The sequence below is a fragment of the Streptomyces sp. NPDC002577 genome (assembly GCF_053594815.1).
In genome coordinates this window covers 220037-243303 of sequence record NZ_JBSFWK010000005.1, presented here as the reverse complement: position 1 = coordinate 243303, position 23267 = coordinate 220037, and the positions used below count along the sequence as shown (strand labels likewise).

At 69.4% G+C, this 23267-nt stretch carries 24 protein-coding genes, 1 tRNA gene and 1 pseudogene; 15 read left to right on the top strand and 11 right to left on the bottom strand.

Annotation, left to right across the window (positions count from 1 at the left end; all coding sequences use genetic code 11):
* Window positions 1–15: 15 nt before the first annotated feature.
* On the bottom strand, window positions 16–540 hold the full coding sequence (locus ACWD4J_RS10340; protein WP_451394897.1) for a type II toxin-antitoxin system PemK/MazF family toxin: 525 nt from the start codon (window positions 538–540) through the stop codon (window positions 16–18).
* Between the two features lie 235 nt (window positions 541–775).
* Between ACWD4J_RS10340 and ACWD4J_RS10335 the strand changes: the two genes are divergently transcribed.
* Complete coding sequence (locus ACWD4J_RS10335) at window positions 776–1528, top strand: MBL fold metallo-hydrolase (protein WP_451394896.1); 753 nt, start codon at window positions 776–778, stop codon at window positions 1526–1528.
* A gap of 148 nt (window positions 1529–1676) precedes the next feature.
* Here ACWD4J_RS10335 and ACWD4J_RS10330 read toward each other — a convergent pair whose 3' ends face one another.
* The gene (locus ACWD4J_RS10330) at window positions 1677–2939 is read right to left on the bottom strand and encodes a PTS transporter subunit EIIC (RefSeq protein WP_451394895.1); all 1263 of its coding nucleotides are present in this window, start codon (window positions 2937–2939) and stop codon (window positions 1677–1679) included.
* A gap of 383 nt (window positions 2940–3322) precedes the next feature.
* Between ACWD4J_RS10330 and ACWD4J_RS10325 the strand changes: the two genes are divergently transcribed.
* The 4 genes from ACWD4J_RS10325 to rdgB all read left to right on the top strand — a co-directional run bounded on the left by ACWD4J_RS10325 (window position 3323) and on the right by rdgB (window position 5625).
* Complete coding sequence (locus ACWD4J_RS10325) at window positions 3323–3556, top strand: glucose PTS transporter subunit EIIB (RefSeq protein WP_451394894.1); 234 nt, start codon at window positions 3323–3325, stop codon at window positions 3554–3556.
* A 99-nt stretch (window positions 3557–3655) separates the two neighbouring features.
* Window positions 3656–4387: a ribonuclease PH gene (rph, locus tag ACWD4J_RS10320; protein ID WP_451394893.1), complete on the top strand. Its 732-nt coding sequence runs from the start codon at window positions 3656–3658 to the stop codon at window positions 4385–4387.
* Window positions 4388–4570: 183 nt separating this feature from the next.
* Window positions 4571–4963, top strand: coding sequence for a hypothetical protein (locus ACWD4J_RS10315; RefSeq protein ID WP_451394892.1), 393 nt, complete (start codon window positions 4571–4573; stop codon window positions 4961–4963).
* A 59-nt stretch (window positions 4964–5022) separates the two neighbouring features.
* Entirely contained in the window at window positions 5023–5625 is a 603-nt protein-coding gene (gene rdgB, locus ACWD4J_RS10310) for an RdgB/HAM1 family non-canonical purine NTP pyrophosphatase (RefSeq protein ID WP_451394891.1), read from the top strand.
* A gap of 45 nt (window positions 5626–5670) precedes the next feature.
* Here the strand turns inward: rdgB and ACWD4J_RS10305 are convergent.
* From ACWD4J_RS10305 to bcp, 4 genes and pseudogenes are all read right to left on the bottom strand, one after another.
* A tRNA-Leu gene (locus ACWD4J_RS10305) sits at window positions 5671–5754 on the bottom strand.
* Window positions 5755–5774: 20 nt separating this feature from the next.
* Window positions 5775–6440, bottom strand: a complete 666-nt coding sequence (locus ACWD4J_RS10300) for an HNH endonuclease (RefSeq protein ID WP_451394890.1) — start codon at window positions 6438–6440, stop codon at window positions 5775–5777.
* Window positions 6437–7101 (bottom strand): annotated as a pseudogene (locus ACWD4J_RS10295) (HNH endonuclease signature motif containing protein). The gene ACWD4J_RS10300 and the pseudogene ACWD4J_RS10295 overlap by 4 nt, the downstream one beginning before the upstream one ends.
* 142 nt (window positions 7102–7243) lie before the next feature.
* The gene (gene bcp / locus ACWD4J_RS10290) at window positions 7244–7711 is read right to left on the bottom strand and encodes a thioredoxin-dependent thiol peroxidase (RefSeq protein WP_451394889.1); all 468 of its coding nucleotides are present in this window, start codon (window positions 7709–7711) and stop codon (window positions 7244–7246) included.
* A gap of 180 nt (window positions 7712–7891) precedes the next feature.
* Between bcp and ACWD4J_RS10285 the strand changes: the two genes are divergently transcribed.
* Window positions 7892–8212, top strand: a complete 321-nt coding sequence (locus ACWD4J_RS10285) for a DUF3618 domain-containing protein (RefSeq protein WP_451394888.1) — start codon at window positions 7892–7894, stop codon at window positions 8210–8212.
* A gap of 43 nt (window positions 8213–8255) precedes the next feature.
* The gene (locus tag ACWD4J_RS10280) at window positions 8256–8597 is read left to right on the top strand and encodes a GroES family chaperonin (RefSeq protein WP_451394887.1); all 342 of its coding nucleotides are present in this window, start codon (window positions 8256–8258) and stop codon (window positions 8595–8597) included.
* Window positions 8598–8680: 83 nt separating this feature from the next.
* Here the strand turns inward: ACWD4J_RS10280 and ACWD4J_RS10275 are convergent, their stop codons facing one another.
* Window positions 8681–11164: a transglycosylase domain-containing protein gene (locus ACWD4J_RS10275; protein ID WP_451394886.1), complete on the bottom strand. Its 2484-nt coding sequence runs from the start codon at window positions 11162–11164 to the stop codon at window positions 8681–8683.
* 294 nt (window positions 11165–11458) lie between these two features.
* Between ACWD4J_RS10275 and ACWD4J_RS10270 the strand changes: the two genes are divergently transcribed.
* Genes ACWD4J_RS10270 through ACWD4J_RS10255 form a run of 4 tightly spaced genes read left to right on the top strand, consistent with a single transcriptional unit; the run spans window position 11459 to window position 15006 of the window.
* On the top strand, window positions 11459–12202 hold the full coding sequence (locus tag ACWD4J_RS10270; RefSeq protein ID WP_451394983.1) for an ABC transporter permease: 744 nt from the start codon (window positions 11459–11461) through the stop codon (window positions 12200–12202).
* Between the two features lie 46 nt (window positions 12203–12248).
* Window positions 12249–13025: an ABC transporter permease gene (locus ACWD4J_RS10265; protein WP_451394982.1), complete on the top strand. Its 777-nt coding sequence runs from the start codon at window positions 12249–12251 to the stop codon at window positions 13023–13025.
* Window positions 13026–13028: 3 nt separating this feature from the next.
* Entirely contained in the window at window positions 13029–14051 is a 1023-nt protein-coding gene (locus ACWD4J_RS10260) for an ABC transporter ATP-binding protein (protein ID WP_451394885.1), read from the top strand.
* Between the two features lie 10 nt (window positions 14052–14061).
* Window positions 14062–15006 carry a DUF1707 SHOCT-like domain-containing protein gene (locus ACWD4J_RS10255; RefSeq protein ID WP_451394884.1) on the top strand — a complete coding sequence of 315 codons (945 nt, stop codon included), beginning with the start codon at window positions 14062–14064 and terminating at the stop codon, window positions 15004–15006.
* A gap of 30 nt (window positions 15007–15036) precedes the next feature.
* On the opposite strand, the gene ACWD4J_RS10250 is transcribed toward ACWD4J_RS10255, so the two are convergent.
* Entirely contained in the window at window positions 15037–16380 is a 1344-nt protein-coding gene (locus ACWD4J_RS10250) for an SGNH/GDSL hydrolase family protein (protein ID WP_451394883.1), read from the bottom strand.
* Window positions 16381–16710: 330 nt separating this feature from the next.
* Here ACWD4J_RS10250 and ACWD4J_RS10245 point away from each other — a divergent pair, with 330 nt between their 5' ends.
* Window positions 16711–18060, top strand: coding sequence for a DUF445 domain-containing protein (locus ACWD4J_RS10245; protein WP_451394981.1), 1350 nt, complete (start codon window positions 16711–16713; stop codon window positions 18058–18060).
* A gap of 26 nt (window positions 18061–18086) precedes the next feature.
* Here the strand turns inward: ACWD4J_RS10245 and ACWD4J_RS10240 are convergent, their stop codons facing one another.
* Entirely contained in the window at window positions 18087–18401 is a 315-nt protein-coding gene (locus ACWD4J_RS10240; protein ID WP_451394882.1) for a hypothetical protein, read from the bottom strand.
* A gap of 78 nt (window positions 18402–18479) precedes the next feature.
* Between ACWD4J_RS10240 and ACWD4J_RS10235 the strand changes: the two genes are divergently transcribed.
* Together ACWD4J_RS10235 and ACWD4J_RS10230 are read left to right on the top strand one after the other, a co-directional pair.
* Window positions 18480–19277, top strand: coding sequence for an alpha/beta fold hydrolase (locus tag ACWD4J_RS10235; RefSeq protein WP_451394881.1), 798 nt, complete (start codon window positions 18480–18482; stop codon window positions 19275–19277).
* A gap of 227 nt (window positions 19278–19504) precedes the next feature.
* Complete coding sequence (locus ACWD4J_RS10230) at window positions 19505–21097, top strand: MauE/DoxX family redox-associated membrane protein (RefSeq protein WP_451394880.1); 1593 nt, start codon at window positions 19505–19507, stop codon at window positions 21095–21097.
* A 198-nt stretch (window positions 21098–21295) separates the two neighbouring features.
* On the opposite strand, the gene ACWD4J_RS10225 is transcribed toward ACWD4J_RS10230, so the two are convergent.
* Window positions 21296–21493 carry a DUF397 domain-containing protein gene (locus ACWD4J_RS10225; RefSeq protein WP_451394879.1) on the bottom strand — a complete coding sequence of 66 codons (198 nt, stop codon included), beginning with the start codon at window positions 21491–21493 and terminating at the stop codon, window positions 21296–21298.
* Window positions 21493–22338, bottom strand: a complete 846-nt coding sequence (locus ACWD4J_RS10220; protein ID WP_451394878.1) for a helix-turn-helix domain-containing protein — start codon at window positions 22336–22338, stop codon at window positions 21493–21495. The genes ACWD4J_RS10225 and ACWD4J_RS10220 overlap by 1 nt, the downstream gene beginning before the upstream one ends.
* A gap of 221 nt (window positions 22339–22559) precedes the next feature.
* On the opposite strand from ACWD4J_RS10220, the gene ACWD4J_RS10215 reads away from it, so the two are divergent.
* Entirely contained in the window at window positions 22560–23228 is a 669-nt protein-coding gene (locus tag ACWD4J_RS10215) for an ATP-binding protein (protein WP_451394877.1), read from the top strand.
* The last annotated feature ends 39 nt before the right edge of the window (window positions 23229–23267 follow it).

Sequence of the window (23267 nt, the reverse complement as noted above, 5' to 3'; positions counted from 1 at the left end):
CCCACAGGCAGGCGCCTAACGCGCGAGATGGCGGACCTGGTCCCACAGGACCGGGTCCGCCACCCCGGCCCGCCGCCGGAACTCCCACACGGCCACGTTCCGCAGCTCGTCCGTCTCCAGGAAGCTGGGGCGGCCCTGCGCATCCCCCACAGACCCCGGCGGCAGCGGGATCACACCCGGGCGTTCGTCGCGATACTTGCTGGTGATCTTCGCGACGAGCGCGGTGTCACCGTGCACCGACAGCACCAGACACGGCCGGTCCTTGGCCCGCACGGCACCACGCGCCGCCCCACCCGGACGCCCCGGAGCAGCGCCCTCCTGCTCGTACGGCACGTTCGCCCACCAGATCTCCGCCGGCTTCGGCCTGGGGCGCCCCGCCGCCCACCGCCGCGGCGGCCCCGGCCGCTCACCGGGCCGTCCCGGCGCCCGGGTCCTGCCGCCGGGGCGGCGCCCACCGCGCGGCCCCCAGCCGTCGGCCAGCGCCGCGACCAGCGCGAGCAGCACCACGGCGGCCAGGGCGAGCCACCAGGACGTGTCCATGTACCGACGGTACCGGCGCGCCCGGCCCGCTGCGCGCCCCGCCTCCGTACCCCGCGGCCGCTCCCGCGATCAGCGTCGGCGGGCACCGGCCGCACCGCCATCCGATCCGGTGACACAGCAGGTGAGTTCGCCCACAACAGCCCGTGACGGAGAAGCGACGAAGGCTTTTGCGCCTTACGCTCGACGCACCGCACGACCCCCGTTTTCTCATCCTGCCAGCGGAGGTTTCTGCTCCATGAAGCTCACCGTCGTCGGCTGCTCGGGGTCGTTCCCGTCCGCGGAATCGGCCTGCTCGAGCTACCTCGTCGAGGCCGACGGCTTCCGGCTGCTCCTCGACATGGGCAACGGCGCCCTTGGCGAGCTGCAGCGCCACTGCGGTCTCTACGACCTCGACGCGATCTTCCTCAGCCATCTGCACGCCGACCACTGCATCGACATGTGCGCCTACTTCGTGGCGCGCTACTACCGGCACGACGGCGGCCGCGCCGCTCCCCTCCCCGTCCACGGACCCGAGGGCACCGAGCAGCGACTGACCACCGCCTACGGCGACACGCCCTCCGCGTCGTCGATGAGCGAGGTCTTCGACTTCCACACCGTCAAGCCGGGCACCTTCGACATCGGCCCGTTCACGGTGCACACGGAGAGGGTGCGCCACCCCATCGAGGCGTACGGCATCCGCCTCGAGCACGGCGGTTCCTCACTGACGTACTCCGGGGACACCGGGATGTGCGACTCCCTGGTCGAACTCGCCTTCAACACCGATCTGTTCCTGTGCGAGGCCGCGTTCACGCACGGCAAGGAGAGCATCCCCGACCTCCATCTCAACGGCCGCGAGGCGGGCGAGCTCGCCCAGCGCGCCGCGGTCCGGCGCCTGGTGCTGACCCACATCCCGCCGTGGACCGACCCCGAGGTCAATGCCGCCGACGCGCGGGCCGTGTTCGACGGCCCGGTGGACCTGGCGGCGGCCGGGGTGTCGTACGAGATCTAGACGTACGAGGGTCCGGCCCGCACGAGGCCGTACGGGATCCAGCCGCGTAGAACGATATTGCGCCCCGCAGAACATGGCAGAGGCCCCCGGAGCTCGCTTGCTCCGGGGGCCTCCGTGCTGTCCAGGGCCTGTTTACACCCTGGTGAGGTTACGCCTTGGTGAGGTCCTCGACCTCCGCCTCGGGCTCGCGGCCCGGCGTCGGCAGGTCGAACTTGGCGATCGCGAAGCGGAAGACCACGTAGTAGATCACCGCGAAGACCAGGCCGATCGGGATGATCAGCCACGGCTTGGTGGCCAGGTTCCAGTTCAGCGCGTAGTCGATGAAGCCCGCCGAGAACGTGAAGCCGGCGTGGACGCCGAGCATCCAGGTCACGGCCAGCGAGATCGCCGTGAGCACCGCGTGGATCGCGTACAGCACCGGCGCGATGAACATGAACGAGAACTCGATCGGCTCGGTGACACCCGTGACGAAGGAGGTCAGGGCGAGGGAGATCATCATGCCCAGGACGGCCTTGCGGCGCTCGGGACGGGCAGAGTGCGCGATGGCCAGGGCGGCGGCCGGGAGACCGAACATCATGATCGGGAAGAAGCCGGACATGAACATACCGGCGTGCGGGTCGCCCGCGAAGAAGCGGTTCAGGTCGCCGTGGACGACCTGGCCGGCGGAGTTGGTGAAGTCGCCGAGCTGGAACCACGCGACGGTGTTCACGAACTGGTGCATGCCCACCGGGATCAGCGCACGGTTGATGGCGCCGAAGAGACCGGCACCGACGGCGCCGAGACCCGTCATCCACTCGCCGAAGCTGCTGATGCCCTCACCGATGGGCTCCCAGACCAGACCGAAGACGACGCCGACCAGGGTGCCGACGAAGGCCATGATGATCGGGACGAGCCGGCGGCCGTTGAAGAAGCCGAGCCAGTCGACCAGCTTGGTGCGGTGGAACTTCTGCCACAGCATGGCGGCCAGCAGACCCATCACGATGCCGCCGAGCACACCCGGGTTGTTGTAGGTCGCGGCTATGTCCGCGCCCTTCTGGATCTTGGCCTCGGTGACCGGGAACGCCTTGAGCACGTTGCTGTAGACCAGGAAGCCCACCAGCGCGGCGAGCGCGGTGGAGCCGTCGGCCTTCTTGGCGAAGCCGATGGCGACACCGATACAGAAGAGCATCGGCAGGTTGTCGAAGACCGCGCCACCGGCGGTGGCAAAGACCGATGCGACCTTGTCCCAGCCGAGCCCGTTGGCGCCGAAGACGTCCGGCTGGCCGAGGCGCAGCAGGATGCCGGCGGCGGGCAGCACGGCGATCGGCAGCTGCAGGCTGCGCCCGATCTTCTGCAGACCCTGGAACAGGCTCGCCCCCGCTTTCTTCTTCGCGGGGGCCGCGGGGGCCGCGGTTTCGGTACCGGTGCTCATGAACGTCCTCCGTGTGCCGGGTGCTGCCGGGGGCATGGGGGAATGAGGAATGGCAGCAGGGGATGTGGTCTACACCACTGACTGGTGTAGACCTGTTGTAGCACGGTGAAGGCTGGATAAGGAACCCACGAATTTTGTGCCACTGGACATATCGGGAAATCGTGCCATAAAGCAGTTCTCAGTGGTCGCGATGGCCGTGTGGCGTTCGTTATAGGGGACGGCGAGGCTGTAGCGATCAGTCCCGAATGAGGCATGAGCCGGGCTTGGCGGCGGTGGGAATACTGGTGTAGACCAGTGGATGCGGCGAGTGACATGACCGCCCGTGGAGACGGCCCGACCGTGAGTTACCGTGACAAAGCGGGTCAAGGTGAACGGAGCAAGAAATGGCCACCAAGGCTGAGAAGATCGTTGCCGGGCTCGGCGGCATCGACAACATCGAAGAGATCGAAGGCTGCATCACCCGCCTGCGGACCGAGGTCATCGACCCGGACAAGGTCGACGAGGCCGCACTCAAGGCCGCCGGAGCACACGGCGTCGTCAAGATGGGCACAGCGATCCAGGTCGTCATCGGCACCGACGCCGACCCCATCGCGGCCGACATCGAAGACATGATGTGAACCGAGGGTGAGGCTTCGCCCCAGCGAAGCCACCCGCCAGCCCCCGTTCCGCACCCACACCGGAACGGGGCCTTCACCATTCGGGCTAGGCTCGGCAGCATGTCACGAATCGACGGCCGCACGCCCGAACAGCTCCGCCCCGTACGCCTCGAACGCGGCTGGAGCAAGCACGCCGAGGGCTCGGTCCTCATCTCCTTCGGCGACACCAAGGTCTTCTGCACCGCATCCGTCACCGAAGGCGTCCCGCGCTGGCGCAAAGGCAGCGGCGAAGGCTGGGTCACCGCCGAATACGCGATGCTGCCCCGCTCCACCAACACCCGCGGCGACCGCGAGTCCGTCAAAGGCAAGATCGGCGGCCGCACCCACGAGATCTCCCGCCTCATCGGCCGGTCCCTGCGCGCCGTGATCGACTACAAGGCACTCGGCGAGAACACCATCGTCCTCGACTGCGACGTCCTCCAGGCCGACGGCGGCACCCGCACCGCCGCCATCACCGGCGCATACGTCGCCCTCGCCGACGCCGTCGCCTGGGCCCAGAAGAAGAAACTCGTCAAGGCCGGCCGCAACCCCCTCACCGGCACCGTCTCCGCCGTCTCCGTCGGCATCGTCGGCGGCGTACCACTCCTCGACCTCTGCTACGAGGAAGACGTACGCGCCGAGACCGACATGAACGTCGTCTGCACCGGCGACGGCCGGTTCGTCGAGGTCCAAGGCACCGCCGAAGCCGAACCCTTCACCCGCGACGAACTCAACTCACTGCTCGACCTGGCCGTTTCCGGCTGCACGGAACTCACCGCCATCCAGCGCGCCGCCCTCGAACAGCAGCAGTAGCCGCGCCCCCGGCCCCGGTCAGCTTCTCGGCCTCCGACCCGCCACCGTGGTGCCCGGCAGGCAAGGGCCACGAGGAGACAGAGTAAAGAAGCAACCAAGAAGGCCCCTCCCGGCGTTACTACAGGTGCGGGCGCACGGGCAAAACCGTGCGCCCGTCCGCAACTCCCGGGAGGAACCGCCGACATGGCACCGCGCCGCCGACGCATCAGCACCGCCATCGCCCTGGCGAGCCTGGCACTCGCCACGCCGCTCGCCGCCGGCTGCAGCGCCGTCGACAAGGCACTGGACTGCGTACAGACCGCCGACGCCATAGCCGACAGCGTCACGGAACTCGACCAGGCCGTCGAGAACGCCGCCAACGACCCGACCCAGACCGCCGAAGCACTCGACTCCATCGACCAGAACCTCGACGAGATCGGCGACAAGACCGACAACGCCGACGTCAACAAGGCGGTCGACGACCTCGGCAAGGCCGTCACCAACGTCCGCAAGGCCGTCGACAACGGCGACCAGACACCCGACATCAGCCCCGTCACCGACGCGGCGGGCGAACTGACGAAGGTCTGCACGCCGTAAAACGGCCCGCACGGGGACCGCGGGCGGGCCGCCCCTCCCGCCCCGCGATACTGGTGGGCATGACCCGCCTGATCCTCGCCACCCGCAACGCCGGAAAGATCACCGAACTCAAGGCCATCCTCGCCGACGCCGGACTCACCCACGACCTCGTCGGCGCGGACGCCTACCCGGACATCCCCGACGTCAAGGAGACCGGCGTCACCTTCGCCGAGAACGCCCTGCTCAAGGCCCACGCACTGGCACAGGCCACCGGCCTGCCCGCCGTCGCCGACGACTCCGGCCTCTGCGTCGACGTACTCGGCGGCGCCCCCGGCATCTTCTCCGCCCGCTGGGCCGGCCGCCACGGCGACGACCAGGCCAACCTCGAGCTCCTCCTGGCCCAGCTCGGCGACATCTCCGACGAACACCGCGCCGCCCACTTCGCCTGCGCCGCGGCCCTCGCCCTCCCGGACGGCACGGAACGAGTCGTCGAGGGCCGCCTGACCGGCACCCTCCGCCACACCCCGGCCGGCACGAACGGCTTCGGCTACGACCCGATCCTTCAGCCGGAGGGCGAGACGCGGACGTGCGCGGAGCTGAGCCCTGAGGAGAAGAACGCGATCAGCCACCGGGGGAAGGCGTTCCGGGCGTTGGTGCCGGTGGTGCGGGAGTTGTTGGGCTGACATACGAGAGAGGGGCCGCCCAACCGGACGGCCCCTCTGTGTGCGTGCGGCCGGTGGGATTCGAACCCACACGGGCTTTCGCCCACTGCGATCTAAACGCAGCTCGGCTGCCAGTTACGACACGGCCGCGTGCACGGCCATGGTACCGGTCATGAGGCGTTCGCTTGAGAGGAACGTCCACGCCCGCCTCGGCACCACGTAGTGGTGATCGCGTGGCAGTTCGGGCACAGCAGCCGCAGATTCTCCCGCCGGTCATCGCTCCAGTCACCGCTGATGTGATCGACCTCCAGTGTCATTGGCTTGCCGAGCCATTCCGGGCCGACTCCGCACCTGGCGCACTCCTCGGGTACGCCGATGCCGCAGAGCGCACGGCGCAACCGCGAGGTCCCTGTTCGGTGCTTGCGGTCGTGTCGGACCAGGATCTCTTCGGGGCGCTGCGCGTTGGTGCCCGGCTTTCCTCGCTGGTGCGCCTGCCCCAGGAAGTGCGCGGGCGTGAGGCTTTCCTCGGCGATCCACTGACGCAGTAGTGTGCGCTGCCGGCCGTTGTTCGGCCGATGCAAGTGGCGAAGTACTCCCGCCAGGGAGGCCGATTCGGCGACCGCCCTACGCAACTCTTCGTGCGTGGGGCGCGGGCGTCTGCCGGAAGGGCGGAAATGCGAGATGTTGATGTCGAAGTGACGAAAACGCTTCACGAGGTATCGCCGGAGATTGTCGTACGGCCGGGTGTCGAAGAAGGCGATAACCTCGTCGATGCTGGAACACTGTTCGGCGGCTTCCGCCAGTTGCTCGCGGGTGTACTGCACGCCGTTGCTCATGAGGCGCAATTCCCGGCCCGGCTCTTGCCGCGCCCTCGGTAACTGTCCGTTGTCGAATGGCAGTTGGGGCACAGGAGCCGTAGGTTTTCGATCCGGTTGTTCCGCCAGTTGCCGTCGATGTGGTCGACCTCAAGCGGCAGGGGTTCCCCGAGCCACACCGGCTCCATTCCGCAGAGGGTGCACCGCTCCTCCAGACCGAGTTCGCGCATCGCCCTCTTGAGACGACTGCTCGGTGTGCGCTTGGGGTGTGTCGTCGAGGTGTCCTCGACGAGGATCTCCTCGGCGGTCCGGCGGCGCTGGTTGTATCTCATGCGCTCCGTGCGGACCACAGGCGTGAAGTGCGAGGTGTCGATCCCGTACGACTTGATGCGTCGGGCGATGTTGGTCTGGTGACCGCCCACAGAGTCGAGTCCGAGTCGGCGTACGACGTCGTTGACGCTCGTGGACTGGGCGACTACGGGCTCGAGGATCTCCCTCGTCCACTTGGCCCCCTCGCGCTCGAAGTGCGACGTGTCCACCCCCAGCTTCTTCATCCGCTCGGACACATACCGCCGTGTCGAGTTCCTCGGATCCACCCCCAACCTCTCCAACGCCTCCGACATCGTCCGCGCCCCGCGAGCCGCGTCCTCCGCCGCTCCTTGGCGTACGCACTGGCCCCCATTGATTCCCCTCCGTCTCCGGCCACATGTTCGCGGCTCGTACGGAGTAACGAGCTGCTTATCGGACAGTCACGACCGGAATGTGGAACGGCCCGTACCGGATCAAGCCGGTACGGGCCGTTCGAGTAGGGGTGGGAGTGGGTCTCAGATGCCCAAATCCTTGATGATCTTTGCCACGTGGCCCGTGGCCCGCACGTTGTACAGGGCCCGTTCGACCTTGCCCTCCTCGTCCACGATCACCGTGGAGCGGATGACGCCCATGTACGTCTTGCCGTAGTTCTTCTTCTCGCCGTACGCGCCGTAGGCCTCGGTGACCGTCTTCTCGGGGTCGGCCAGCAGGGTGACCTTGAGGGACTCCTGCTCGCGGAACTTCGCGAGCTTCTCCGGCTTGTCGGGGGAGATGCCGATGACGTCGTAGCCGGCGCCGGCGAGGACCTCCAGGTTGTCCGTGAAGTCGCAGGCCTGCTTGGTGCAGCCGGGGGTGAGGGCGGCCGGGTAGAAGTAGACGATGACCTTGCGGCCCTTGTGGTCGGCGAGGGAGACCTCGTTGCCGTCGGCGTCGGGCAGGGTGAAGGCCGGGGCGGTGTCGCCGGGCTGGAGTCGCTCGCTCATCTTCTTCGGTCTCCTCGCAAGGGGGACGGCAAAGGGGGCGTACCCCCCGTGACTGGTTACGGAACGAGGGTAATAGGGGGGCGCCGTGGGGTGCGGCGGGCGGGAAGCTGACAGACTGTCGACCAGTACGTAGGACTCAAGACCATCAAGACCATCGGATACGACCACGGAGGCGGCGCGGTGTCGGATGCCAGGACCCCTGCGCAGATCGAGGCGGACATCAGGCTCCGGCGTGACCGGCTGGCCGAGACCCTCGATGAGATCGGGATGCGGGTGCACCCGAAGACGATCGTCGGGGATGCCAGAGCGAAGGTCGTCTCCAGTGTCGATCACACGCTCGGGCGGGCGTATGTCGGCGTCAACCGGGCCGTGAGCGGTGTGCGGGCGGGGTTGGTGTCGGAGCAGGGGGCGCCGCGTTTCGAGCGGATCGTGCCCGTGGCGATCGTCGTCGTCGGGGTCGTGGGGCTGCTGGCCATGAGCTCGCGCAAGCGGAAGCGCTGACCCTCCGGGGTGCGGGTGGGGTGGAGACAGGTAGGTTCGGAGCGTGAGCGAGAAGACCCACCACGACAAGTTGCCCATCCGGATGCTGCACGACCGTGTGCTGGTGCGGCAGGACGCCAATGAGGGCGAGCGGCGTTCCGGCGGCGGCATCCTGATCCCCGCGACCGCGGCCGTCGGGCGGCGGCTGGCCTGGGCCGATGTGGTCGCGGTCGGACAGAACGTGCGGACCGTGGAGCCGGGCGACCGGGTGCTGTACGACCCCGAGGACCGGGCCGAGGTCGAGGTGCGGGGTGTGGCGTACGTGCTGATGCGCGAGCGTGATCTGCATGCGGTGGCCGCGGACCGTTTCGAGGGTTCCCAGGACTCGACCGGTCTCTATCTCTGACAGTGATGTGCGTAAGGCCTGGTGACTGCTGTCACCAGGCCTTACGTGTGAGCGCCGGGTCCACCGGGCGGGGTGGCTCGTCCTCAGTCCCGCCGCGGTGTGGTCTGGCCCTGGGGGCCGGCCGCGCCGCCTGCGGGTGGTGCCTGGGGCCGGATGTCTCCGGTGCCGCCCTGGGGGAGGCGGGGCCTTTGGGGCTGTGTGCCCTGAGCCGGGCCCTGGGTGCGGCCGCCGGGTGTCTGCCCCGGATTCTGCGGGGGGCGGCCCTTGCCGCCGGTCTTCTTGTCTCCGGGCTTTCCGCCCTGCGCGGTGCCCGGCTTCTTGCTCGGCTTGGCGCCGGGCTTCTTGCTCGGCTTCGAGCCCGGGAGGCCCTGGCGGCGCCGGTACCACTCCTCCTCGGCCCAGTCCTCGTACGGGTCGCGTTCGTCCGCGCCCTCGGCCAGCTGCAGGTCGAAGTCGTGGACGTCCCTGCCGACCAGCGCGGCGTCCGTGTACTGCGCCCAGATGCGTGCCGGGTATCCGCCGCCGTTGAGCCGTGACTCGCCGAGCGCCCCGTACAGGGGTGTGTGTTCGCCGGTGACCGGGTTCTGGCCCATGACGACGACGACCGTGGCGAGGTCCGGCGTGTAGCCCGCGAACCATGCCGCGGTGTCGTTCTCGGCGGTGCCCGTCTTGCCTGCGGCGGGGCGCCCGGCGGCCTGGGCGGCGGAGCCTGTGCCGTCCTCGACGACGCTCTGCAGCATGTAGGTCGTCGTGTCGGCGGACTCGCGGCTGACGGCCTTCTGGGTGTGCTGCTTGGGCAGGCCGATGGACTCGCCCTGCCGGGTGACCTTCTCGACGAGTGTGGCCGCGCCGTATCTGCCGTGGTTGGCGAGGGTCGCGTACGCCTGCGCCATGTCGAGGACGCTGGCGGTGGCCGTGCCGAGCGCGATGGACGGTGAGGCGCTGAGGTCGGGGGTGTCCTGGGGGATGCCGAGGTGGACGGCGGTCGCCTTCACCTTGTCGGGGCCGACGTCCGCGGCCATCTGTGCGTAGACGGCGTTGACGGAGTTGTCGGTGGCGTCTCGTACGGTGATGGGGCCGTAGTCGGTCTTGTCCTCGTTCTCGGGGGCGTAGGGCTTGCCGCGCCAGCCCTCCACGCGGTGCTTGCTGTCGCCGTCGTAGATCGTGTTGGGGTTGATGGGGCGGCCGTCCTGGGTCCTGGACCGGTTCTCGACGGCGGCCGTGAAGACGAAGGGCTTGAACGTCGAGCCGACCTGGTAGTCGCGGCGCGTCGCGTTGTTGACGTACTGCTGCGTGTAGTCGATGCCGCCGTACATCGCGATGACCTTGCCGGTGTCGGGGTCGACGGACGCGCCGCCCACGCGGACGTTGCGGTCCGCGGTCCGGGTGTCCTTCTTGACCTGGGACATCACCTGGTCGTCCACGGCGTCGACGAAGGCCTGTTCCTGCTTCTTCTCGATGGTGGTCGTGATCCGGTAGCCGCCGACGGATTCCAGCGCGTCCTCGTCGAGGATCTTGTGGCTGATGAGGTAGTCGTTGACGGCCTGGACGATATAGCCGCGCTGCCCGGACATCGCGGCGGCGGGCTTGGCCTCGTGGGGGACGGGGAAGCGCATGCCGTCGCGTTCGGCGGGGGTGAGCCAGTCCTCCTTGACCATGCCGTCCAGGACGTAGTCCCAGCGGGCGATGGCCTTGGTCATGTTCTGGGGGTGGGCCACGACGTCGTAGGCGCTCGGGGCGTTGAGGAGGGTCGCGAGGTAGGCGCCCTGCCCGGTGTCGAGGTGCTGCACGTCGACGCCGTAGTAGGCCTGGGCGGCGGCCTGGATGCCGTAGGCGTTGCGGCCGAAGTAGCTGGTGTTCAGATAGCCCTCGAGGATCTTGTCCTTGCTCACCTCGCGCGCCAGTTTGATCGAGATGAAGAACTCCTTCACCTTCCGGGTGACCGTCTGCTCCTGGCCCAGGTAGTAGTTCTTCACGTACTGCTGGGTGATGGTCGAGCCGGACTGCTTGCCCTTGCCGATGAGGGTGTTCCAGGCGCCGCGGATCATCGCCGCGGGATCGACTGCGGGCTCGGAGTAGAAGTCCCGGTCCTCGGCGGCGAGAACGGCGTGCTGCACGGACTTGGGGATGCTCGCGAGGGCGACGTTCTCGCGGTTGACGTCGCCGTCGCGGGCGAGCGGGGAGCCGTCGGAGTACAGGTAGACGTTGCTCTGCGCCACCGCGGCCGCGTTCGCGGGCGGAATCCGTACGAGCAGATAGCCGGCGACGAAGCCGCCGATGCACAGCGCCGCCAGGCCGAGGCAACCGCCGAGGACCATGCGCCAGGTGGGCACGGCGCGGCGCCAGCCGGTGCGGTTCGGCTGCCGGGGGCCGCCGGCGGTCGGCGCGACCTCCGGCTGCGTGCCGGGGGTGCCCGCGGCGGCGGGCCCGGGCCGGCCTGACGCGCCGTCCAGAACCAGGGCCGCGCCGGTGCCCGGGGCCGGGCCCGCGGCCGGGGCCCCTGGAGACTTGGGCCCGGCGTCCCGCGGCGCCCAGCCTCCTTTGTGCTGCTGCGGCTCGTCGCTCATTTTGTGCCGTACTCCCGTTTCACGTCGTACGCGCCCTTCATACGCCTTTGCACACTTTCGCATCATGAGTTCCGCGCCGGGGGGTGGCGCGCACCGCGTGCCGTAATCAAGTGGCAGGCACCCGGGTATGCCCGTTAGGCTCTTGCGCTTTGGCCCGGAGCACCCGGAACGGGCTGGCCGGAGGCCGGCCGGCGGCCGGATGTGTGCGGCGCTCGGGGGAGGTTTTTCGTGGGCAAGGGGCGGTTGTACGCGGCCGTCGCGGTGAGCGGGTTCCGGCGGTACGCCACGTACCGAATGGCCACGGCTGCGGGGGTGTTCACCAACACCGTCTTCGGTCTGATCCTGACGTACACCTACATCGCGCTGTGGGATGAGCGGCCGGGACTCGGCGGCTACGACCAGGCGCAGGCGCTCACGTATGTGTGGCTCGGTCAGGGGCTGCTCATGGTGGTGGCGGTGATGGGCCGTGGCATGGAGGTGGAGCTGATCGGGCGGATCCGTACGGGCGACATCGCCATCGATCTGTACCGGCCGGCGGATCTGCAGACGTGGTGGCTGGCCAGTGATGTGGGGCGGGCCGCGTTCCATCTGCTCGGCCGGGGTGTCGTGCCGATGGCGATCGGCGGGCTGCTGTTCGATTTGGTGATTCCCGCGGACCCGTTCCGATGGGTGGCGTTCCTGGTCGCCGTCGCGCTCGGTGTCGTCGTCAGCTTCGCGATCCGTTATCTGGTGGCGCTGTCCGCGTTCTGGCTGATGGACGGCGCGGGCGTGGTGCAGCTGGCGGGGCTGGCGGGGATGTTCTTCTCGGGGATGCTGCTGCCGCTGAACGTCTTCCCGGGCACGCTGGGCGAGATCGCGCGGGCGCTGCCGTGGTCGGCGCTGCTGCAGGTGCCCGCCGATGTGTTCCTTGGGACGTACACGGGCCTCGGCCTCCTGCGGGTGTACGCCTTCCAAGGGGCTTGGGCAGTGGCGCTGCTCGGGGCCGGGCGTCTGCTGCAGTTGGCGGCGACCAGGCGGGTGGTGGTGCAGGGTGGGTGATCTTGCTGCTGGTTCCCGGCTCACGGACGGGCTGCGCGCCTACCGGATGATCGCCGGCATGTGGATCCGCTCCACGATGGCGTACCGAGCGTCGTTCGCGATGACGGCGCTCGGGGACCTCGCGGTGACCGCGCTGGACTTCGTCGCGATCCTGCTGATGTTCTCGCAGGTGGACGAGCTCGGCGGCTACACCCTGCCGGAGGTCGCGTTGCTCTACGGAGGGGCGAGCACCGCCCTCGGCCTCGCCGATCTGGTGCTGGGATCGATCGAGCGGCTGGGAGAGCGGGTGCGTGATGGCACGCTGGACGTGTTGCTGGTGCGTCCGGCGCCGGTGCTCGCCCAGGTTGCCGCGGACCGGTTCGCGCTTCGCCGCCTCGGCCGGGTCACCCAGGGGCTGCTGGTGCTCGGATACGCGGTGGCCGTCCTCGACATTGCCTGGACGCCGCTGAAGGTGCTGTTGATCCCGCTGATGCTGCTCAGCGGGGCCGCGATCTTCGCGGCCGTGTTCGTGGCGGGAGCGGCCTTCCAGTTCTTCGCGCAGGACGCCGCCGAGGTGCAGAACTCCTTCACGTACGGCGGTAACACGCTCCTGCAGTATCCGCCGACGGTCTTCGCCAAGGACCTGCTGCGCGGCGTCACCTTCATCCTGCCGCTGGCCTTCGTCAACTGGCTGCCCGCGCTGTACGTGCTGGGGCGGCCCTATCCGCTGGACCTGCCGCAGTGGGTGGCGTTCGCGCCGCCGCTGGTGGCCGTCGCGTGCTGTGCGCTGGCCGGGGCGGCCTGGCGCGTGGGACTTCGTTCGTACCGCAGTACAGGGAGTTGAGCCGTGAACGACAGCAGTGGCGTGAGCGACGCGAGCGACGACGCGTTCATCCGCCTGGAGGGCGTGGAGAAGATCTTCGACGTACGGCGCAGAAGCGGCTTCCTGCGCCGGGAGAAACAACAGGTCCGCGCCGTCGACTCGATCTCCTTCACGGTGGCGCGCGGCGAGATGGTCGGCTACATCGGGCCGAACGGCGCGGGAAAATCGACGACGATCAAGATGCTCACCGGCATCCTGACGCCCAGCGGCGGCCGTCTGCGCGTCGCGGGTATCGATCCCTCACGGGAGCGTACGAGACTGGCGCGGCACATCGGCGTCGTGTTCGGGCAGCGCACCACCCTGTGGTGGGACCTGCCGCTGATCGACTCGTACCGGCTGATGCACCGCATGTACCGCATCCCCGACGCCCGATACCGCGCCAACCTCGACCGCTGCGTCGAACTCCTCGAGATGCGCGACCTGTTGGACGTTCCCGTGCGGCAGCTGTCCCTCGGTCAGCGTATGCGCGGCGACATCGCGGCCGCCCTGCTCCACGACCCGGACGTGCTCTACCTCGACGAACCGACCATCGGTCTCGATGTCGTCAGCAAGGCGAAAGTACGGGAGTTCCTGCGCGAGTTGAACGCCGAGCGCGGCACGACCGTGCTGCTCACCACTCACGATCTGACCGACATCGAGCAGCTGTGCCGGCGCGTGATGGTCATCGACCACGGGCGGCTGATGTACGACGGCCCGCTGTCCGGGCTGCACGAGGTGGGGGAGAGCGAGCGGACGCTGGTGGTGGACCTGGCCCGCGAGCTGCCGCCCGTCGACATCGGCCCGCCCGCGCGCGTGGTGAAGGTCGAAGGGCCGCGCCAGTGGCTGGCGTTCCCCGCGTCGGAGTCGGCGGCACCTCTGGTGGCACGTATCGCGGCGGAGTATCCGCTGGTGGACCTGTCCGTGCGGGAACCCGACATCGAGGCCGTCATCGCAAACATGTACGCAACTGGGGGCGACCTCCTGCAGCCGCAGGCGGAGAACTCGTAGGCTGCTCCGTATGACGGACGCTGTGCCTTCTCCCGGGGCGAACCCGGGACCCGAGGACCCCGATCTGCGAGTCTCCGCCCCCGATCTGCGAGCCTCCGACACCGATCCGAGAGTCCCCGACGCCGACCTGCGAGCCTCCGACGCCGACCGCGAGCGGGTCGCCGAACACCTCAGGGACGCGCTGGCCGAGGGCCGCCTCGACATGGCGGAGTTCGAGGAGCGGCTGGAGGCCACCTACAACGCCCGTACGTACGGGGAGTTGGTGCCCATCACGCGCGACCTGCCGGCCGGCGCGGCGGCGGTGCCTCTCGTGAAGCCGTCCGCCGACTCGCCTGCGGAGGCGGGTGAATGGGCCCCGCGGATCGGCGGCGAGGGCACGTCCTCGTGGGCCGCGGCGATCATGGCCGGTTTCCAGCGCAAGGGGCGGTGGACCGTGCCGCGGCGCTTCACGGCGGTCGCGTTCTGGGGCGGCGGTGAGATCGATCTGCGCGAGGCGCGGTTCGCCGAGCGCGAGGTCGTCATCGACTGCTACGCGATCATGGGCGGCCTGAACGTCATCGTGCCGCCCGGCGTCGAGGTCGTCGTCCGCGGCATCGGCATCATGGGCGGCTTCGACCACCGCGAGGAGGGCGTGCCGGGCGAGCCCGGCGCACCGCGCGTCATCGTGACGGGCGTCGCCTTCTGGGGCGGCGTCGGCGTCGAACGCAAGATCACACGCGCGGAGAGGCAGCGGCTGAAGGAGGAACGCCGCCAGGAGAAGCTGGAGCGCAGGGAGGCCCTCAGGGAGCTGCACACGTCGTTCCGTGACGACGTGCATGAGGCTCACCGCAAGATGCTCGACGGGCACCGCGACCTGATGCGCGAGCGGCACGAGGAGCGCCGCGAGCTTCACCGCGAACGCCGGAAGGCCCGCCGCGAGGAGCGCGAGCAGCGGCGTCGCGGGGACTGGGACTGACAGCCCCGGAGCGCCTCGGCCCGCGGCGGGTCACAGTTCGGCGGGGGCCGAGCCCTTCACATGGGCGAGGTTGAACGTCTCCGCCATCCGCCGGTACCCCGCATCGCTCGGATGCAGATGGTCCCCCGAGTCGTACTCCGGCCGCAGCTTGCGCGGGTTGTACGGATCCTGCAGGGCCTTGTCGAAGTCCACGACCTCGTCGAACACGCCACCCGAACGGATCTGCGCGTTGACGGCCTGCCGCACGCTCTCCAGAGCGGGCAGATACCCGCGGTGCCCCTGGAACGGCATCAGCGTCGCCCCGACGACCCGCAGCCCCCGGCTGTGCGCCTGCCGGGTCAGCTCCCGCAGCCCCTCCGTGATCTTGTCGGGGTCGGTCTGGCTCGGTGTGCGCAGGATGTCGTTGATGCCGAGCGCGATGACCACGGCCTTGACGCCCGTACGGCTGAGCACGTCGCGGTCGAACCGCGACAGCCCGCTCGGGTTGTCGGTGGCCTGCCCCTGCCCGGTGGTGCGCTGCTGCCCCAGCCCGTCGGCGAGGATGCGGTTCCCGCTGATGCCCTCGTTGACGACGCTGTAGCGCGGCGCGCCGGACTCGTCACGGAGCCGGTCCGCGAGGACGTCGGTCCACCGGTGGTTGGCCCCGACCGTGGACGTCACCCCGTCGGTGATCGAGTCGCCGATGACGACGACCGTGCCCGTCGACTCGTTGCTCAGCACGTCCAGCGCGGTCAGATACCGCCAGTACGGGCTCTGCTCGGTGTACGCGGCGCCGCTCACGTTCTCGGTCCGGTCGCCCTCCGCGACGTACGAGATCTGGCGGGCCTGCGGGTGGTACGTGACCGGTCCTGAGGGGGTCGGCGAGTACGTCGTGACGAGCATGTCCGTGTCGTGCGGCACCTCCATGCGTACCGCGTCGCTCACGACCTGCTGCCCCGCCGGGATCACCACCGAGGTGCTGCCGGAGAACGTCAGCCGCCGCAGCGTGCCGGCCGCGGCCGTCGCGTTGCTGGGCGCGGCGGCCACGGCGATGGAGGCGTGCGTGATGGTCAGCGGCTGCTGTCCGTACAGGTTCGACAGCGTGATGCGAGCGCTGGTGCCGCCGACGCTGGTGTGCACGACGTTGCGGACGGAGTGGCCCGCGAGCCCCTCCTGCCCCGTGCCGGGCTCGGCGGCCGCGGGCGAGGTGGCCCAGGAGCCGACCCAGGTTCCGGCGGAGGCCGGAGCCGCGGAGTTCTGCGGGTTCCGGGGCCCGGCCAGGGTGTCCTGGGAGCTGGTGTCGGCGCGCGAGACGCCGAGATATATGGCGGTCGAGACCGCCACGACCACCGCGACGATCGCGGCGAGCAAGGCATAACCATGACGCTTGGTCATGCGGTGCGTTTCTCCTCAGGCAATGGGAGCCCGAGGCTCCGATCTTGGTCTCCCCATGATGGGGCATGGGGTGGAGGGCGGCAGACGGCACCCCCGACCTCTCAGACGCCGGGAACTCATGGGGCGTTCCGGGAGTCGGTCAGTAGAGGGCGTGCTCTGAAGCACACGGCGCGGGCGCCGGCACGAGGGGGAGAAGGGCACAGGAGGGAGCAGGAAGGGACAATGCGTACGGGGGGCGGCGACAGCGGTGATGCCGGCGAGAAGGGCGACAGCCGCGACAGCAGCGACAACGGCGACGACGGCAAGGGGTCGAACGGGCCGGTGGATCGAATGGAACGTACGAAAGCGGATGAAGCGGACCTGGACACGGGGCAGCATGCCCGTGCCGCCGGACCGTCACACGAGGTGTCCCCCGAAGGGTTCACCTACAACGCCGCCGACGAGGAGAAGCGCCGCGGCGTGCGCCGTATGAAGGCCACCGCGAGCGGCCTCCTGCTGTTCGTCGCGATCGTCTACGTCCTGGCCAAGTGGGCCGAGAGCTCCGGCGCCGGCCCGTGGACCGGCTATGTCGCCGCCGCCGCGGAGGCCGGCATGGTCGGTGCCCTGGCCGACTGGTTCGCGGTCACCGCACTCTTCCGCCACCCCCTCGGCCTGCCCATCCCGCACACCGCCATCATCCCCACCAAGAAGGACCAGCTGGGCGTCTCGCTCGGCGAGTTCGTCGGCGACAACTTCCTGTCCAAGGACGTCGTACGCAAACGGCTGCGCGCCGTCGGCATCAGCAGCCGCCTCGGCGCCTGGCTCGCCGAGCCCTCGCACGCCGACCGCGTCACTGCCGAGCTGGCCGCGGCGCTGCGCGGCGCCCTGACCGTCCTGCGCGACTCCGACGTCCAGGCCGTCGTCGGCGAGGCCATCACCCGGCGGGCCGACGTCCAGGAGATCGCGCCCGGCCTCGGCAAGATGCTGGAGAAGATCGTCGCGGACGGCGGCCACAAACGGGTCGTCGACCTGGTCTGCGTACGCGCCCACGACTGGCTCGTGGAGCACGCCGACTCCGTCATGGACGCGGTGCAGGGCGGCGCCCCCGGCTGGACCCCCCGGTTCGTCGACAAGAAGGTCGGCGAGCGGGTCTACAAGGAGCTGGTGCGCTTCGTCACCGAGATGCGCGACATGCCCGAGCACCCCGCGCGCGGCTCCATCGACCGCTTCCTCGCCGACTTCGCCGTCGACCTGCAGTCGGACACGGACACGCGGGCGCGCGTGGAGTATCTGAAGCGGGAGGTCCTCGGCCGCGGCGAGGTCCAGGACCTCATCGCGTCCGCCTGGTCCGCCGTCCGCGCCATGATCGTCGCCGCGGCGGAGGACGAGCGCAGCGAGCTGCGCCTGCGGGTGCGGGCCTCGCTGCTGTCGCTCGGCGCCCGGATGGCCGTCGACGGACGCCTGCAGAGCAAGGTCGACGGCTGGATCGAGGGCGCCGCGGTGTACGTGGTCGCGACCTACCGCGACGAGATCACGTCCCTCATCACCGACACGGTCGCCGGCTGGGACGCCGAGCACACCTCGAAGAAGATCGAGGCCCATATCGGCCGTGACCTGCAGTTCATCCGGATCAACGGCACGGTGGTGGGTTCGCTGGCCGGGTTGTTGATCTATACGGTGTCGCGGGTGCTCGGGGCGTAGCCCCCACCCTCGACCGGGCCGGCCGGCTACGAAGCGCGACGGTCGGCGATCGCCCAGGAGGCGAGCGCGACGCCACCCGCGACGGAGAACACGGCGGGCCAGGCGCCCATCTTCTTGGCCAGCGGATGCGACCCGGCGAAGGCGGCGAGGTACGCGCCGGTGAGCGCCCCTGCGGCCTTGCCCCCGGCCTGCCGCCGCCACTGCTGTGCGGCGGCGGCCCCGGCCACGGCGAGCACGGCCCCGCCGAGCTGGCGCTTCTTGGTCCACCGGGCCACGCCGTAGCCGCCGATGAGCCCACTCGCCGCCACGACCGCGGACGGTACCTTCTGTACCTTCGCCATGACCTGTCTCCTTGCCTGTCGGTCTGTTTCTGCAGGCTACGCCGGGCCGGACGGCAGTTCGGAAGGGGGATACCGACGATGGAGCACGTCGAACATGAGGTCGTCGAGCACGAGGGGGTCCGGCTCGCGTACCGGGACCGGGGCGGCCCGGGCAGCCCACCGGTCCTGCTCCTGCACGGCCTGGCCGGGCACATGGGGGAGTGGGACGCGTCGGCGGAGCTGCTGCTCGCCGACGGCCACCGGGTGGTGGCGTACGACGCCCGGGGCCACGGCGCCAGCACGCGCCGCCCGCCGGACATGACGCGAGCGGCATGCGTACGGGACGCGGTGGCCGTGATCCGCGCACTGGACCTCGCCCCGGTGACCTTGCTGGGCCAGTCGCTCGGCGGCCTCACGGCGCTGCTCACCGCGGCCGCGCACCCCGACCTGGTCCACGCCCTGATCCTGGTGGAGGCGGGCCCGGGCGGCCCGAACCCGAATCTCCCGAAGCAGATCGGCGACTGGCTGGACGGCTGGCCGACCCCCTTCAAGTCCCTTGCCGAGGCCGAGCAGTTCTTCGGTAACGAGGCCTGGGCGCGCGGCCTGGAAGAGCGCCCCGACGGCTGGCACGCGCGCGTGGACCGCGACGTCATGGTCTCGGCCGTCGCCGAACTCGCCACGCGCGCGTACTGGGACCAATGGGAGCGTGTGCGTTGCCCGACCCTCGTCGTACGGGGCGCGAACGGCACGATGCCGGAGGCGGAGGCGGCGGAGATGCCGGCGCGCCGCCCCGGAACGACGCAGCTCGCGGTCGTACCGGACGCGGCCCACGACGTGCATCTGGACCAGTCGGCTCGGCTGTACACGCTGGTCAAGGACTTCCTGGCCGGTGCTTGACCGCGTGGCTGGTGCTGGGCTGACGAGCCACACGGCTGGTGCTGCCGAGCCACACGGCTGCTGTTGACGAGCCAACCGGGTGCTGTTCCAGGGCCCGGCGGCTGTTCCCGCGCGAGGGTCGGTACGCCTGAGTCGCGGGCGTCACGGGGCGACCCGCAGGGCGGCCTCGTGTCCCCATGTCGAAGGTGCTGTGCCGAGAGCGATGTGGGGTGAACGGAATGGTCCGTGTGGCAGCGATCGCACTCGCCGCCGTCTTCGGAGTCGCGGCGGTCGCCAAGCTGACCGACCGCCGCGGCCTGCGCCGGGCGATCGCCGACTTCGGTCTGCCGACCCGGGCCGCGGCGCCTCTCGGGTGGCTCCTGGTGGCGTGCGAGTCGGCCGTCACCGTGGCTCTGGCCGTACGCCCGTGGTCTCGCGGCGGAGCGCTGGCGGCCCTGGGACTGCTGCTGGTCTTCAGCGTCGCCATCGCTCTGAACGTGTCACGAGGGCGGACCCCTGCCTGCCACTGCTTCGGCGCGCTGCAGGCGGCTCCGGTCGGATGGCCGACTGTCACACGGAACGGGCTTCTTGCCGCACTCGCGGGGTTCGTCGCCGCCGGCGGTCACTTCGCCTGGCTCTTCGCAGTGGCGGCGGTCGCGACGTCAGTGGCCTGGGCGGTACTGGCCCGCAGGGCGGTACGAGCCGACCGGGCGGGAGTGGACAGACGGGCCGGCCTGTGGGGGGAGTGGAGGAAGCGCAGCAGGAAGGTACGGCCGGGCATGCCCGCACCCGACTTCGCGCTGCAGGACGAGTCGCACCAGCGGTGGACGAGGGACCGTCTGCTGACGGCACGCCGCCCGCTGCTCCTCCTCTTCAGCGATCACGCGTGCGGCGCCTGCACCGCGCTGCTTCCCGAGGTGGCCCGATGGCAGGACAGCTACGGCGATCGCCTGACGATCGCAGTCGTGAGCGGCGGCTCGCGCCCGGTCGCCGCCGCAGACGGCAACGGCACCGGGCCAAGACGCCTCCTGGCAGACCCCCACCGGGAAGTGCTCGCGGCGTACGGAATCACGGCCACACCCAGCGCCGTACTGATCGACGCCGAGGGAATCGTCATGGCCGCCCCCGCGATCGGCGCGACGGAGATCGGCGAGCTGCTCACCAACGCACTGAAGCCCCGAGGCAGGTCGAGGTCGACCATCGCCCGACGGGCGGTGCTGTACGCCTCGGCGACGCTGGTCCCCGCATTCGCCTCGGCCTGCGCGGCGGCCCGCAACGTGACGGGTGCAGCCCCGTCCGGAGTCAGCCCGACCCCCACCGGTTCCGGGCGGCCGAAGGAACTCAAGGAGGGCGACACCTGGTTGTGCGACCAGCGCTACGCCCTGTGCACCTCGGCCGCGTGCGAGCCGTCGCCCACCGACCCCGGCATCGTCATCTGCCGCTGCGAGATCCAGGACGGCTACTCCGCCGGCCTCACCTCATGCGCCGAGCGCGCCCCGGCGGGCGACAAACTCTTCTCCAACTTCTCGGTCCAGAACATCGCCAGCAGTACGCGCGCCATGACCTGCCCGTCCAGCGGCCAATGGGGCAACTGCCTCGACGTGGTCTGCCTGATCGACCCACGCAACCCTCAACAGGCCTTGTGCCAGTGCAAGTCGGTGACGAGCGAGAACTTCCTGACGTTCGGCGGCAACTGCGACACGAGGACCTGCGACACGGTGATCTGGTCGGCGGCGACGCAGCAGTTGCCGGGGGTGGCCGAGTATCAGAGCGGCATGAAGAGGATCGGTCTTCCGGTGACGTTTCCCGAGGCGTGCCCTAGTGGGGCGCCGCGGTCGTGAGCAGCCCGAACAGGCAGGCCACGCAGCCCGGGCCTACGCCTCAGTGCTCGCCAATTGGGTTCTGAGTCTCACCCGAACCCGGCCAAAACCGGGAGATAAAGGAACGGTCGGTGAGACTCGGAACCCACATGTGCTCTTGCCGCTGACGTGTGCGCAGTCAACTTAGGTGCAGATGGCCGAGAATTGCCAAAGGTGGCCCTACGAGGGCCGTATGCCATGCGCGACCGCCAAGAACTGGGTCCACGCCTCCGCCGAGATCTCGATGCGCGGGCCGTCAGGCAGTTTTGAGTCACGTACGAGCATGCCGGTGCCGGTGTGCGCGCATTGCACGCATTCGTTACCACTGCCACCGCTGTATGACGACGTGAACCAGTCCGGTCCTTGCTGAGTGGGCATCAGCACTCCTTGCTTATACGGCGGATGAGCTCGGCCGACGACTCAAGATCAAGGGCCTGTGCGCGAAGGTACTGGAACGCGAGCCTATAGCGCTCCAATTCCTTCGGCTTCTCCATGAACAGGCCGCCGCCCAGAACATCGACATACACCACGTCCAGTTCGGCGGCCGGTCCGCCAAGAATGACGAAGCTTCCGACGGCCGCAGCGTGAGCACCTGTGGCGAACGGCAGCACCTGGACGGTGACCTGCGGTAGTTCGGTGACGGAGAGCAGATGCCTCAGCTGCTCCCGCATGACGTCGCGCCCGCCTACGAGACGTCGCAGTGCAGCTTCGTCGATCACGGCCCAGATGTGCGGAGGCTCTTCGCGTTGGAGGAGCTCCTGTCGCTTCATGCGGATGTCGACCATGTGCTGAACCTCCGATTCGGGGCAGCGCATCTCGGAGGCGCGATGGACTGCCTCCGCGTAGGCGCGGGTCTGAAGGAGGCCCGGGACATACATGGACGCGTAGTGGTCTTCTCGGACCGCTTCGTCCTCAAGCGTGAGCATGAGGTTCATGGAGTCAGGGATGGGATCGGCAAGCGATCGCCACCAGCCCTGGATCTTGGCGCCCTTGGCGAGCTCGACCAGGGCGGAACGCTCCTCGTCGGAGGCACCGTATTCACGGCAAAGAGCATCTACAGCAGGCCACTTGACCGACCCTTCCTTGGTTTCGTAGCGGCTCAGCGTCGCCTTGGAGATGCCGACGCGCGCGCCCGCCTCCTCCAGAGTCAGGCCCTTGCGTTCCCGGAGGCGGCGCAGATCGGCGCCCAGTTGACGCCTGCGCGTTGTTGGTCCCACTGCCATGTCCGACACCCTTCGTGGCGATCTATCAGATCGTGGGCCGTGTCGGGGCGGCGCGGCAAGGTGGTGCGCGCCGGGGGCGCGCGAGCCCTGACCATGCACCAGCCCAGCGTTGATGAGAGTTCCATTTCGAGAGTTCCAGTGCAACTCTGAGTATGGGCCCGGTTGCAAGGCGCATTCCGGTGAACGTGGATGGAGGGCTCGTGGACGGCGTCACTGCTTGCATGTCGAGGAAGCCGTGGGATCTGGACTTCACAGCTGAACCGGAGGCGGTGTCGGCTCTGCGCCGCATCATGCGATCGCACCTGGGCCTCTGGGGCCTCCACGAGGCGGTGGAGGCCGCCCAACTCTGCGTAAGCGAACTCGTTTCGAACGTCATCACGCACGTGGGCGCAGGCACCCCGGCGACTCTCAGCGTCTCCATGAGCGGAATATATGTACGGATCGAGGTGCACGACCCCGACACCCGAGCCCTGCCGACACTCCTCAACGCGACCACGGACTCCGAGTCGGGCCGAGGCATGGCACTCGTCGACGCGATGGCCGACCGCTGGGGCGTCCAACTCCGCGCTGACCGCAAGGTGACCTGGTGCGAGCTGGCGACCGGGCTGTGCTCGCCCGACGGCCACAGCGGCGGTGCCCGCGTGACACGGGTCGAGGCGATGCTCGGCCTCTACGAAGCGGCAAAGCTGCCTCGCCCGGCGAGCCGCGACCGGAGTCCGTTGAGCCTGGCCGTGGCAGAGGCGACGGCGGTCGATGCCATCGCCGATCTACTCCACTGGCTCCGGGCGCACGGTTGTGATCCGGATGAGGCCCTCGACCGGGCCCAGACCCACTTCGAAGCTGAACTGGGCAGCTGCGGCGGACAGTTTGCTCACAGATCGAGCGCCTGATGGAAGAACCCCCACGCAGGCCCCCTCAGTGCACCGACC